The 13,045-nt window shown below is 67.5% G+C and carries 9 protein-coding genes and 1 pseudogene; 4 read left to right on the top strand and 6 right to left on the bottom strand.

Going from position 1 to position 13,045, the window contains the following annotated elements; genetic code table 11:
* Nucleotides 1-110: 110 nt before the first annotated feature.
* From ACQ5DX_RS20650 to hutU, 4 genes are all read right to left on the bottom strand, one after another.
* Complete coding sequence (locus ACQ5DX_RS20650; RefSeq protein WP_430334344.1) at nucleotides 111-776, bottom strand: IclR family transcriptional regulator; 666 nt, start codon at nucleotides 774-776, stop codon at nucleotides 111-113.
* A gap of 50 nt (nucleotides 777-826) precedes the next feature.
* Nucleotides 827-1,981 carry a CaiB/BaiF CoA transferase family protein gene (locus ACQ5DX_RS20645; RefSeq protein ID WP_430334343.1) on the bottom strand — a complete coding sequence of 385 codons (1,155 nt, stop codon included), beginning with the start codon at nucleotides 1,979-1,981 and terminating at the stop codon, nucleotides 827-829.
* Between the two features lie 14 nt (nucleotides 1,982-1,995).
* Nucleotides 1,996-3,159, bottom strand: coding sequence for an acyl-CoA dehydrogenase family protein (locus ACQ5DX_RS20640; protein WP_430334342.1), 1,164 nt, complete (start codon nucleotides 3,157-3,159; stop codon nucleotides 1,996-1,998).
* 267 nt (nucleotides 3,160-3,426) lie between these two features.
* Nucleotides 3,427-5,103 (bottom strand): urocanate hydratase, encoded by a 1,677-nt coding sequence (gene hutU / locus ACQ5DX_RS20635; protein ID WP_430334341.1) that lies wholly within the window; start codon nucleotides 5,101-5,103, stop codon nucleotides 3,427-3,429.
* A 262-nt stretch (nucleotides 5,104-5,365) separates the two neighbouring features.
* Here hutU and ACQ5DX_RS20630 point away from each other — a divergent pair, with 262 nt between their 5' ends.
* The 4 genes and pseudogenes from ACQ5DX_RS20630 to ACQ5DX_RS20615 all read left to right on the top strand — a co-directional run bounded on the left by ACQ5DX_RS20630 (nucleotide 5,366) and on the right by ACQ5DX_RS20615 (nucleotide 10,593).
* The gene (locus tag ACQ5DX_RS20630) at nucleotides 5,366-8,773 is read left to right on the top strand and encodes an NAD-glutamate dehydrogenase domain-containing protein (RefSeq protein WP_430334340.1); all 3,408 of its coding nucleotides are present in this window, start codon (nucleotides 5,366-5,368) and stop codon (nucleotides 8,771-8,773) included.
* A 71-nt stretch (nucleotides 8,774-8,844) separates the two neighbouring features.
* Nucleotides 8,845-9,540: pseudogene (locus ACQ5DX_RS20625) on the top strand (HpcH/HpaI aldolase/citrate lyase family protein); the annotation flags it as partial.
* Nucleotides 9,541-9,564: 24 nt separating this feature from the next.
* Nucleotides 9,565-9,741, top strand: a complete 177-nt coding sequence (locus ACQ5DX_RS20620; protein WP_430335820.1) for a hypothetical protein — start codon at nucleotides 9,565-9,567, stop codon at nucleotides 9,739-9,741.
* A 222-nt stretch (nucleotides 9,742-9,963) separates the two neighbouring features.
* Entirely contained in the window at nucleotides 9,964-10,593 is a 630-nt protein-coding gene (locus ACQ5DX_RS20615) for an MBL fold metallo-hydrolase (RefSeq protein ID WP_430334339.1), read from the top strand.
* A 15-nt stretch (nucleotides 10,594-10,608) separates the two neighbouring features.
* Here the strand turns inward: ACQ5DX_RS20615 and ACQ5DX_RS20610 are convergent, their stop codons facing one another.
* Together ACQ5DX_RS20610 and ACQ5DX_RS20605 are read right to left on the bottom strand one after the other, a co-directional pair.
* A complete protein-coding gene (locus ACQ5DX_RS20610) occupies nucleotides 10,609-11,532 on the bottom strand; it encodes a LysR family transcriptional regulator (protein ID WP_430334338.1) in 924 nt (307 codons plus the stop codon).
* Between the two features lie 184 nt (nucleotides 11,533-11,716).
* Nucleotides 11,717-13,045, bottom strand: coding sequence for an MFS transporter (locus ACQ5DX_RS20605; protein WP_430334337.1), 1,329 nt, complete (start codon nucleotides 13,043-13,045; stop codon nucleotides 11,717-11,719).

Genomic DNA, 13,045 nt, shown 5'->3' with positions numbered 1-13,045 from the left:
CAAACTTTCTCAGTTCCGGCACTGCCCTGAGAGGCCGAATGTGACATTCGGTCAGTCCAACTGAACCGATGTCACATTCGGTCCGCGGCCGGTGGCCGGCGGGCGGCGCGCTACGACGGGACGGTGCGCCCCAGTTCGGCCGACAGCCGCGTGCAGCGCTCGACGAGGACCTGCCCGTGCTGGGCGCAGGTGTCGTCGTCGAGTCGGAAGGTGGGCCCGACGACGCTCAGCGCGCCGACGATCCGGCCGATCGCGTCGTAGATCGGAGCCGCTACCCCGGTGGAATGGTCCTCGATCGTGTCGTGCGCGATGGCGTAGCCGTGTTCGCTCACCTCGCCGAGCAGGGCCGCGCCCACCGCGGTTCCGTGCAGTGGCACCGTCTGCCCGACCCATCCCATGTGCCGGATGGCGTGGGTGCCCTCGATCTGCCCCATGTACAAGGCCGTTCCCCGAGGCCCGGGAGCCGACAGGTATGTCGACTCCCGGGTGATCTCGGCGATCTCGGTCATGGCCGGCTGCGCGCGGAGGAGCAGCTGGTTGTCCGCGATGGCCTTCGCGCCGATCTGCAACAGGCGTGGACCGACGCGGTAGACGTTGTCCTCGCCGCGGAGGACGAACTCGGTCTGCTCGAGGCTGCGGATCAGCCGCAGCGCCGTGCTCGTCGCCAGATCGGTGGTCTTCGCGGCATCGGCGAGAGTCAGCCCGCCGTGCTCGATGATCGCGCCGAGCAGTTCGAAGGTGCGACTGACACTGCGTGTCACGTCACCGGGGGCCATGCTTCTCTCCCATGCCGAGGGTGTCGACCGATCGGCCGAGCGTGCTGAATCTATCGCGAGCGCGCCTCGCCGAGAATCTCGTCGTGATGCTCGTCGAGCAGCGGGCTGCGCCGCACCGCCGGACGCGCGCTGTCGCCGAAGACGACGGGCTGGCGGACGTACGACACGGTACCGGCCGCCGGGTGCTCGAACGACTCGACGACGCCGCGGTATCCGGCCTGCTCCGAACCGAGCGCCTGCTCGACGTTCCACACCTCCGAGCCGGCCAGTCCCGCCGCGTCCAGCAGGTCGAGGACCTGCGCGACGGTGCGGCCGGCGGCCCACGCCTCGATCTCCTTGCGCAGGGCGGGCTCGTTCTCGGTCCGCAGGGTGTCGTCCGCGAACCGGGGATCGGCGAGCAGTTCTTCCCGATCCATGGTGCGGGCCAGCGTCTGGAAGCCCTTCTCGCTGGCGATGGCGAGCACGAACAGGCCGTCGTCGGCGCGGTAGGTGTCGAACGGCGTCGACACGGGGTGCCGGTTGCCCACGCGCTTGGGGGTCTCGCCGGACGCCTGGAGCTGGCTGTGCGCGGTGGGCAGCATCGCGAGCATGCTGTCGAACATCGCGACGTCCAGGTGCTGGCCCTGACCGGTGGTGCGGGCGGCCAGCAGCGCGGTGCTGATGCCCCACGCCGCGAACAGGCCGGCGACGGTGTCGCCGAACGACTCGCCCAGTCGGGTCGGGCCGGACTCCTCGGTGCCGGTGATGCTCATGACGCCGGACAGGGCCTGCACCACCAGGTCGTAGGCCGCGGCGCCCGCCATCGGGCCCTTCTGGCCGAAGCCGGAGATCGACGCGTAGACGATCTTCGGGTTGCGGGCCCGGGCCGCCTCGTAGTCGATGCCCAGCCGAGTGGTGACGCCGGGGCGGAAGTTCTCGACGACGACGTCCGCGTCGGCGATCAACTGCAGCAACGACTCTCGGTCCTCGGGATCCTTCAGGTCGAGCGCGATCGAGCGCTTGCCGCGGTTGAGGACGTTGAAGTAGATGCTCTCGCCGTCGCGGAACGGGCCGAGGTGGCGAGAATCCTCACCGGCCTTCGACTCGACCTTCACGACGTCGGCGCCGGCGTCGGCGAGCAGGGCGGTGCAGAACGGTCCCGCGAGGACGCGGGACAGGTCGACGACGCGGATTCCGTCGAGCGGGGGGAGTGTGGGGGTGGTCATCGGTGCCTCGCCTCTCAGTACTCGGTGGAGCGGATCGACGGGGCGTTGCCCGCGATGGTGAGCAGCTGGATCTGCGACGTGCCCTCGAAGATCCGCAGGATCCGGCAGTCGCGGTAGAGACGCTCGATCTCGGACTCGCGCATGAAGCCGGCGCCGCCGTGGATCTGGACGACATTGTCGACGATCGAGAAGCAGGCCTCGGTCGCGACGAACTTCGAGATCGACGCGGCGCGACGCAGGTCCTGTCCGGCGTCCTTGACGTCCGAGGCCCAGTCGGCGGTCACCCGCGACGACACCAGCTTGGCGTCGCACTCACCCAGCAGCAGCTGGATGGCCTGGAACTCGGCGATCGGGTGGCCGAACTGCTTGCGCTCGGAGGCGTACTCGCGTCCGAGTTCCCAAGCGCGCAGCGCGATTCCGTTGGCCATCGCGGCGACGTCGATGCGCGCGCGGTTGAGGGCGGTGAGCGCGATGTTGCCGCCGCGGCCCTCGGTGCCGATCACGGCGTCGTGCGGGAGCACCACGTCGTCGAGGTAGACGGTGTAGGTGGGCGCCGAGCGGATGCCCATCTTGTCCTGCGGCTCGGAGTAGCTGATGCCGGGCGTGCCCTTCGGGACCGCGAAGGCGGTGATGCCGCGGAAGCCGGCGGACGGGTCGGTCTTGGCGAACAGCACGACCAGGTCGGCCTCGCGGGCGTTGGAGATGAAGGTCTTGGAGCCGGACAGGTGCCAGCCGTCGTCCTCGCGGCGCGCCACCGTGCGCATCGAGGCGATGTCCGAGCCTGCGTCGGGCTCGGTGAGTGCGAAGCCGGCGAGGACCTCACCGGAGGCCAGTCCGGGCAGCCAGCGCTTTTTCTGCTCCTCGGTGCCGCCGACGAGGATCGGCTCGAGGCCCAGGTAGTGGGCGGTGTAGATCGACGCGAGGGCGGCGTCGGCGCGCGCGACCTCCTCGATGGCGACGAGCTGGGCGCGCGTCGACAGGCCGAGACCGCCGAACTCCTCCGGGACGGAGATGCCCATCAGGTCCTGCTCGGCGAGGCGGCGCATCAGCTTCGCGGGGAACTCCTTGGACTCGTCGCGCTCCGCTGCACCGGGAAGGATCTCCGCGTTTGCGAAAGCGCGCACGGTGCTGCGGAATTCGGACAGGTCGATGGCGTCGTCGAGGGTCTGAGCGGTCACGGGTAACTCCTGGGGAACGAGAGGGGGAATCGCTAGATTTCATCTAGTGGAAGTCGATTGCCATCTAGTGGCATGCGATGACTATCGCATCAGACCGCGTCATTTGTCCAGGGGCGGTTCGTGCGTCGTTCCCGGACCCGGAAACGACGACGAGCGGCAACGCGCAGGGGGGATCGTCCTGCGCGTTGCCGCTCGTGAAGGAGCCGACGTCAGTGTCGTCGGTTCGGGCTCACGCTGGTCGTCGTGAGCCGTGTTCAGGTGTAGAGATCAGTCGTTCTCGGACATCGGGATGCGCACGCCGCGCTCACGCGCGGTCTCGATGGCGTGCTCGTAGCCCGCGTCGGCGTGGCGGATGACGCCCATGCCCGGGTCGTTGGTGAGCACGGCCTCGATCTTCTTCGCGGCCAGCTCGGTGCCGTCGGCGATGCACACCTGGCCGGCGTGGATCGAGCGGCCCATGCCGACGCCGCCACCGTGGTGGATCGACACCCAGGAGGCGCCGGACGCGGTGTTGACGAGGGCGTTGAGCAGCGGCCAGTCGGCGATCATGTCCGAGCCGTCCTTCATCGCCTCGGTCTCGCGGTACGGCGAGGCGACGGAGCCTGAGTCGAGGTGGTCACGGCCGATGGCGATCGGGGCGGAGAGCTCGCCGTTGGCGACCATCTCGTTGAACTTCAGGCCGGCCTTGTGGCGCTCGCCGTAGCCGAGCCAGCAGATGCGGGCGGGCAGGCCCTCGAAGGCGACCTTCTCGCCGGCCATCTCGATCCAGCGCTTGAGGTGCTCGTTCTCGGGGAAGAGCTCGAGGATCGCCTTGTCGGTCGCGGCGATGTCCTTGGGGTCGCCGGACAGCGCGGCCCAGCGGAACGGGCCGAGGCCCTCCTCGAACAGCGGGCGGATGTAGGCCGGGACGAAGCCGGGGAACGCGAACGCGCGGTCGTAGCCGGCCTTGCGGGCCTCGTCGCGGATGGAGTTGCCGTAGTCGAAGACCTCGGCGCCCTTGTCCATGAAGCCGACCATCGCCTCGACGTGCGCGGCCATCGACTTGCGGGAGTCCTCGGTGAACTGGGCCGGATCCTTCTCGGCCAGCGCCTTCATGTCGGCGAAGTCGACGCCGAGCGGCAGGTAGGACAGCGGATCGTGCGCCGACGTCTGGTCGGTGACGATGTCGATGGGGGCGTCCATCTCCAGCAGGGCCGGGAAGATCTCGGCGGCGTTGCCGACCAGGCCGATCGACAGCGGCTTGCGGGCGTCGCGGGCCTCGGTGGCCAGCTGCAGCGCGTGCTCGATGCTGTCGGCCTTGGTGTCGAGGTACTTGTGGGCGATGCGGCGGTCGATGCGGGTGACGTCGCAGTCGACGCAGATCGCGACACCGTCGTTCATGGTGACGGCCAGCGGCTGCGCGCCACCCATGCCGCCCATGCCGGCGGTGAGGGTGATGGTGCCGGCGAGGGTGCCGTCGAAGCGCTTACGGGCGATCGCGCCGAAGGTCTCGTAGGTGCCCTGCAGGATGCCCTGCGTGCCGATGTAGATCCAGGAACCGGCCGTCATCTGGCCGTACATCATGAGGCCCTCGGCCTCGAGCTTGCGGAACTGCTCCCAGTTGGCCCAGTCGCCGACGAGGTTGGAGTTCGCGAGCAGCACGCGCGGCGCCCACTCGTTGGTGCGGAAGACGCCGACCGGCTTGCCGGACTGCACCAGCATGGTCTCGTCGTTCTTCAGGGTCTTGAGGGTGGCGACCATGGCGTCGAACGCGGCCCAGCTGCGGGCTGCGCGGCCGGTGCCGCCGTAGACGACCAGGTTGTCGGGGTGCTCGGCAACCTCGGGGTCGAGGTTGTTCATGAGCATGCGCAGCGCGCCCTCCTGCTGCCACCCGAGGGTGTTCAGCTCGGAGCCGCGGGGTGCGCTGACCGGGCGGGCCTCGTGGCCGGGTGAGGTGATGTCCATCGGGTACTCCTAGCGATCGGGCGGTGAGGGCGCTGCTGCGATTTGCGGCTGTCGAGCGACTCCGTTGTCGTCCGAATCCGGTCTGTCGTAGGTGTTGTGCGCTGGCTCACGTTCTGCAACTATGACTTGTATATTCCTGTCTATACAAGCTCGTGTCAAGGGGCATCCGGCAGAACCGCCCCTCGTCACGAGAAATCCGACCAGTTGAAACGGACACGACGACCAGCCGAGTGCAGCGTGGCACCCGGCGGAAGGTTCCCAGATGAACACCGTCCCCACCCAGACCGATCCGATGCCGAACCCCCGCGAGATCGACGACGCTCTCGCCCGAGTCTTCCGCAGTTGGGACGAGCGTGTGCTCGCCGATGCGGACCCCGGAACGCGTGAGCATCTCGCGCGATTCGTCTCCGGCCTCCCCTCCGGGTACAAGCAGGACATCAGCCCCGTCCGGGCGCGCATCGACCTCGACATCCTCGCGGGGCTCGCCGACGGCGGCGTCGGGGTCCGGATCGTCCCCGACGCGACGGCGCGCGGGACCCACCGGCTGTCCCTGTACGTCGGCGGGCGACCGGCGTCGCTCGGCGACCTCATGCCACTGCTGCAGAGCCTCGGCGTCGAGGTGCTCGACGAGCGGCCCTACGCGCTGGCCACGCCGACGGACCTGCCGTGCTGGGTGTACGAATTCACGGTCCGGTACCCCATCGCCCCGGAAGGCGGGTTCGACGACTTCGCGCGCCGCTTCGGCGCGGCGGTCGAGGCGCTGTGGGCGGGTGCCGCCGAGGCGGACCGACTCAACGAGTTGGTGGCCCGGGCGGGGCTGCAGTGGCGCGACGTCTCGGTGTTGCGCGCGTACTCCGAGTTCCTGCGGCAGGGTGGATTGCCTTACAGCAGTGCGTATGTCGCCGACGTGATGTGCCGCTACCCGGCGATCGCAGCCGGCCTCGTCGCGTGCTTCACGGCGCGATTCGACCCGTCCGTGGCGCCGGGTGACGGCGGTGAGACGGCTGCCGCAGCGGTGTCGGCGTCGATCGAGCAGGTGTCCGGGCTCGACGAGGACCGAATCTTCCGTGCTCTCCTCGGTGCCGTCCGCAACACCGTGCGCACGAACCATTTCGTCACCCCTGTGCGCGATTCGCTTGCGCTGAAACTCGATTCGCGCAGCATCGATGAGCTGCCCGAGCCGCGACCCCGGCACGAGATCTTCGTGTACTCGCCCGAGGTCGCGGGCGTGCACATGCGGTTCGGGTCCGTCGCGCGCGGCGGCCTGCGCTGGTCGGACCGTCGCGAGGACTTCCGCACCGAGGTGCTGGGCCTGGTCAAGGCCCAGGCGGTCAAGAACGCGGTGATCGTGCCGGTCGGCGCCAAGGGCGGCTTCGTGCTTCGCCGTCCGCCCGTGCCGACGGGAGATGCCGAGTCCGACCGCGCGGCCCTGCGGGACGCCGGTGTCGCCGGCTACCGCACGTTCATCAGCGGCCTGCTCGACCTGACGGACAACATCGACCGGGGCACAGGGACGGTCGTCCCGGCGCCGGGCATCGTCCGCCACGACGGCGACGACACCTACCTCGTGGTGGCCGCCGACAAGGGCACCGCCTCGTTCTCCGACATCGCGAACGCGGTCGCGGCCGAGTACGACTTCTGGCTGGGTGACGCCTTCGCGTCCGGCGGTTCGGTGGGATACGACCACAAGGCGATGGGCATCACCGCGCGCGGCGCGTGGGAGAGCGTGAAGCGCCGCTTCCGCGAGCTGGGGGTCGACTGCCAGCGAGAGGACTTCACGGCGGTCGGCATCGGCGACATGAGCGGCGACGTCTTCGGCAACGGAATGCTGTGCAGCAAGCACATTCGACTGGTCGCGGCATTCGACCACCGGCACGTCTTCCTCGATCCGGATCCCGATCCCGCACGGTCCTACGCGGAGCGGGAGCGACTGTTCGCGCTGCCGCGATCCTCGTGGGCCGACTACGACCGGTCGCTCATCGGACCCGGCGGCGGCGTGTGGGAGCGCGGTGCCAAGTCCGTCCCGATCAGCGATTCGGTCCGCCGCGTCCTCGGGCTCGACGCGGACGTCACGGAAATGACGCCGCCCGAACTGATCCGGGCGATCCTCAGCGCACCGGTGGATCTGCTGTGGAACGGCGGCATCGGCACCTACGTCAAGGCCTCGACCGAATCGCACGCCGACGCCGGAGACAAGACGAACGACGTTGTGCGCGTGGATGGGTGCGATCTACGTGCACGTGTCGTCGGCGAGGGCGGCAACCTCGGCTTCACGCAGGCGGCGCGCATCGAGTTCGCTCGTGCGGGAGGACGCGTGGGTACCGACGCGCTCGACAACTCGGCGGGCGTGGACTGCTCCGACCACGAGGTCAACATCAAGATCCTGGTCGACGACCTGGTCGGCGCGGGTGCCCTCGACGCACAGGAGCGGCCACAGCTCCTCGCCGAAATGACCGACGAGGTCGCCGCACTGGTGTTGGCGGACAACGTCTCCCAGAACGAATTGATCGGTACGGCGATCGCCGCCGCACCCTCGATGCTGGAGGTACACGGACGCCAGATCGCGGCGCTCGAGGCGGCCGGTGCGCTGGATCGCCGGCTCGAGGTGCTGCCCGATCGCAAGGCGATCGCGGCGCTGGGCCGGTCCGGGGCGGGGCTGTCGGCGCCGGAACTGGCGACGCTGATGGCGCACGTGAAGCTCGAGCTCAAGGGCGCTCTGCTGGCCGGCGACCTGGTCGACCACGACGTGTTCCTGCCGATCCTGCGCGAGTACTTCCCGCAGCCCCTGCAGCGCGATCACGTCGACGCCATCGACCGGCATCCGCTGCGCCGCGAGATCGTCGCGACGGCGTTGACCAACGGAGTCGTCGACCGTGGCAGCATCAGCTACGTCTTCCGTCTCGCAGAGGAGGCGGGTGCCACTCCCGATGACGCCGTCCGGGCGTTCAGTGTGGTCAGCGAGGTGTTCGGGCTCCCCGACCTGTGGTCGAAGATCGCGGCAGCCGATGTTCCGAGCGCCGTCGCCGACGAACTGGTCTCGGTGACGCGGCGGTTGCTCGACCGGGCGTCGCGGTGGATGCTGCACCGTCGGCCGCAGCCGCTCGCGGTGGGAGCGGAGATCGCGCGGTTCCGGGACCGGATCGAGGACGCGTCCGCGCACCTCGAAGAGTGGCTGGTGGGCGCCGACCGCACCAACCTCCGGGACCGCACCCGCGCGGTCGCGGAGCGGGGCGCACCCGAGGACCTCGTTCAGGACGTCGAACTGGCGCTCGATCGGTTCGGTCTGCTCGACGTCGTCGAGATCGCGGAGTTGGCCGAGTGCGACACGGACGTCGCCGGTGAGCTCTACTTCAGTCTGTGCGAGCGGGTGGGGCTCGTCCCGCTGCTCAACGGGGTCTCCGAGCTGCCCAAGGAGGGTCGCTGGGATGCGCTCGCGCGCCTGGCGCTCCGCGACGAGCTGTACGACAGCGTCCGCGCCCTCACTCTGGACGTCCTCGCGCAGGCGGTGCCCGGTGACGACACCGAACGGATGATCGCGGATTGGCAGGAGCGCAACGAGTCCCGTCTGCGCAGGGCCCGCGAGGCGCTCGCGGAGATCGCCGCGTCCGGCCGACAGGACCTGGCGGCGCTGTCCGTCGCGTCCCGCCAACTGCGACGGATGGTCGGATGAGCTGATCGACCACTGCCACGTCTCCCCGGCGGTTCGTCCACCGATGCAATCGACACCCAGATCGAGCTGACATGTCCCCCATCCACAATGGAAAGGTCATCACTACCGTGAATTCCCGCAATACCATCGGGTCCGCCGGAGGGGTTGCTCCACGTGACGCGCGTTCGTGGCTGCTGGTGCCCGGAACCCGCACGCACGAATTCGAAGCCAGGGTTCCGGGGGACGGCCCTGACGCTCTCGTTTTCGATCTCGAAGACGGTGTAGCCAGCCAGGACAGGCCACGTGCGCGCGACGAGATTCACAGCTGGGCGTCGAGGGGTGGGGAGGCCTGGATCCGTGTAAATCCGGCTACCACCGCGGATTGGCAAGTCGACGTCGACTTCGCGGCCCGATGCCCGGGGATTCTCGGGGTCGTACTGGCGAAGGCCGAGGACCCTGCCGAGATCGATGCGACCTCGGCAGGGCTCGGCGACTTCCACGGAGGTCTCATCGCTCTGATCGAGTCTGCGACCGGGGTTCTGAACGCCGTATCGATCGCGCGTGCGAACTCGTTGACCCGCTTGGCGTTCGGCAGTGGCGACTTCCGTCACGACACGGCGGCGACGGACGACTCCGCAACGGTCATGGGCGCGCGTGCTCACCTCGTCCTGGCCAGCCGATCGGCCGGGCTCCCCGCTCCGATCGACGGACCGTCCCTCGCATCCGACACGGACGGACTTCGCAACTACTGCCGCCGTTCCGTGGCGACTGGGATGGGCGGCATGCTCTGTGTGAAGCCGCACCACATTCGGATGATCAACACCGAGTTCGCGCCCAGCGCGGAGGAAGTGCAGCAGGCCAGAGATCTCCTCGCCAACCGCACCGACAGCATCGACGGAAGCTATCTTCCGCGTCTGCGCGCGGCAGAGGCGATCCTCGATCGCGCCCGGAAATACCACATCGGCATCCTCGAAGGAGCCGGGGTGTAGGGAGCCGATAACAAGGCACACAACCATGTTCGTCCCCGTTCCAGGTCTGGGACGGGGACGAACTGCATTCGCGCCCCCGCCTGATCTCCTGCCCGTTTGGCCAGGTTCGCCTCTCCGCTCGACCAGTCCCCACGCCGCCCGCTCCTGACTAGCCTCGTAGTGAGCGACGCACGTGAACGTTCGTCCTCGAGACGAGTTGGCGGACACTACGCATGAGGTTCGATGAGCGGTACATTTCGAGTCGAGCAGGTCGTCGTCACCGGGTCTTCGGAGCGGTGCCGAATCACTCCCGTGAAGCCGGCCGCAACGAATTGCTGGTTGGTCGGTGACGACACGGAGGTGGTCGTCGTCGATGCGGCCGGAGGGCCGGAGAGGATCGCTGCCGCCGTGGGCGACCGAGTGGTAGTCGCGGTGATCTGCACACACGGGAGCCCTTCCCACTTCGCCGCGGCCGTCGATGTGGCATACGGCTTGTACGCCCCGGTTCTGCTGCATCCGGCCGACCATGGCCTGTGGAAGAGGTTCCACGGCGACCACCGTTACTGGCGGCTCGACGACGGACAGCGAATTGCGGTGGCCGGCGAAGAGATCCAGGTGTTGCACACTCCTGCCCCGACGGCTGGGGCGGTCTCCCTGTACGTCCCGCGTCCGGGCGCCTTGCTCACCGGTGATGCCCTCGAGCAGCGCCGGCCGGACGACGGGAGAAGTCGCCGTCGAGTCCTCACGCCGGTCGACGAGGCCCTGCGGGGCCTTCCGTTCGGCACGCGTGTCCACCCCGGGCACGGTGGCCGCTTCGCGCTCGGCCACGTATTGCATTCGCCGGCAGATCGATTCGTCGAGCGCAGTGCGTGAGGTCGACGAGCGTCCCTAGGTTGCGAGCAGACCCGCGCTGCTCTTTGCCGCCGAGATGAACGACTGCATGACCGGCGTGATCCGGCGACCTCGATGCCAGGCGATCCCGATGATCCTGGGACTCACCCGGATCAAGTCGACGATCCGGAATCCGGACTGGTTGAGGTCGACCGACAGTCTCGGCATGACTGCAGCGCCCAACCCCTCGGCAACCATTCCCATGATCGTGCCGTTGTCGTTGCTGCGAAAGACCACTTGATCATTCAGGCTGGGCCGGCCGAGTCGCGCGGCGATGTCATGGATGCCACGTAGCTGTCCGTATGCGATCAGGGGGAGGTCGGATATCCGGTCGAGTTGCATCGGGGCGTCCCCGGTCCCGATCGACGAGTTTTCGGGAACCACGAGAACGTACGGATCGACAAGCAGTTCAGCGGATTCGAATGGGCCCGGCGTCAGGGGGAAGACCATGAAGGTCAGATCCAGCTCTCCGCCCTCGACCTCCTGGAGAAGGATCTCGTCGTCGTCGTACTCCTCGAGCACGACGTCTATCCGTGGCCATATTTCCTTGAACAGCTTGAGGGCGTGCGGGAGGATCTTGGCGCCGACGCTCTCGTAACTGCCGACGCGGAGCGTTCCGACGGCTCCCTCGGACAACGCGTGGACGTCGGCCCACGCTGTGTCGAGCCGTGCCTGGATCGCTTTCGCGTGTTCCAACAGGATCTTTCCCTCATCGGTCAATGTGACCGTCTGGAGGGTGGTGGTGGGGCGATCGACCAGACGTCGCCCCACCACGGACTCGAGCTTCTTTATCTGCTGACTGATCGCGGATTGGGTGTACCCGAGTGCGGTGGCAGCGGCCGTGAACGAACCCGTCCGACCCACCTCGGCCAAGGCGAGGAAGTGTCGAAACTCGATCGACGTCCACGGTGGCCTACTCATGAATTGATCCTATTCGACTCGAACCGCGGGGCCCTCCGGGTAATGGCAACCGCCCGGCGCTTCGGCGAGGCTGCACTGAACTGACGTCACATCAGCAACAGGTGCCGCACTCTGCGCGGATCGCGGAGTGCGACAACTGTATCCAGCTTCTTCGTCTCGAACTACGCCTGGGCCGGTGAACCGCTCAGACCAGGTTCTGTGATCTGGTCTCGGGCGCCCATCGGATCGAGATCAGCATGCCGAGCAGCAGCACCCCTGCAAGCCAGTACATCGTGGTGGAGATTCCCCAGTTCGTCAGGCTGAGAGGGAGAGCGAAGGTGCCGGCAGCCGAGGCGATTCGGCTCAGCCCGTTGAGCAATCCGACGCCGGAGGCCCGGAGGCTCGTGGGGAAGAGCTCGGGAGGGTAGACCTGCGTGATGTTCGACGCGGCCGACATCACGAACGTGTAGATGACGAACGGAATCATCATCGCCGCGACCGACATGTTGCTGAGCGCGCCCAATGCTGCGAGTGAAACAGCGAGCACGCCGAAGGACACGATGGTGAACGAGCGCCGCGGCATCTTCGCGACGAACCAGATTCCGGCGATTCCTCCGATGAGGAGGAAGAGATTGAGAATCAGGTACTGGAGATCGGCATTCTCGACATTGAGGTTGGACAGGATCGTGGGAACGAACGTGTAGATCGCGAAGTAGGGGAGAACGAGCGCGCTGAAGAAGAGGATGCCGAACCAGGTGCGCACCCGGTTTCCCCGGCTGAAGAGTTCCTTGTACCCGACCGATTCCCCTTCCTGCATATACGCACTCGTATCCAACTCCACTCCGAAGCAGCGGCGCACGATTGCGCGTGCTTCGTCCACCCGCCCCTTGCTGATCAGCCATCCCGGCGATTCCGGCGTACCGATTCGAACGACCAGCACGATCACTGCGGGGATCGCACCGCTCGCCAGGAGCCAGCGCCACGAGTCGTCACCGGTATTGGCATAGGTCGCGATCACATTGGCGGCAACGTATCCGACGGTCCACGCCACAGTGAGCGACGCGAGCATGGCCCCGCGCTGCCTACGTGGCGCGAACTCCGACATCAGCGTGGGGCCGACTGCATAGTCGGCTCCCAGGCCGAAACCGATGAGAACGCGAAGAACGAACAGCGCCATCACGTTCGGAGTCCACAGCTGCATCAACGACACCGCTGCGATGAGCGCGAAGTTGAGCACGTAGACGCGCTGCCGGCCGATTATGTCTCCGACTCTTCCCAGGATCAGGCTCCCGAAGAAGAGACCGATCAGCGCCGAACTGGCGATCATCCCTTCCCAGAACGAGGAGAGGCCGAGTTGCACGCTGATGGTGGGCAGGATTGCGCCGATGATTCCCAGGGCGTAGCCGTCGGAGAAGTTGGCGCCGAGCGTCATCGCCGTGATCTTGGCGTGAAATCGACTGAAAGGCAGTTGGTCGAGCGCGGTTGGTTCAACGGGCTTGTCACCGGATTCGGTGATCACGGAGTTCTCGGACAT

Origin of the sequence: Rhodococcus sp. ACT016, from assembly GCF_050477185.1 — a bacterium.
Taxonomy (GTDB): domain Bacteria; phylum Actinomycetota; class Actinomycetes; order Mycobacteriales; family Mycobacteriaceae; genus Prescottella.
The sequence above is the reverse complement of the archived record's forward strand: the minus strand, read 5'-3'. Positions and strand labels throughout refer to the sequence as shown.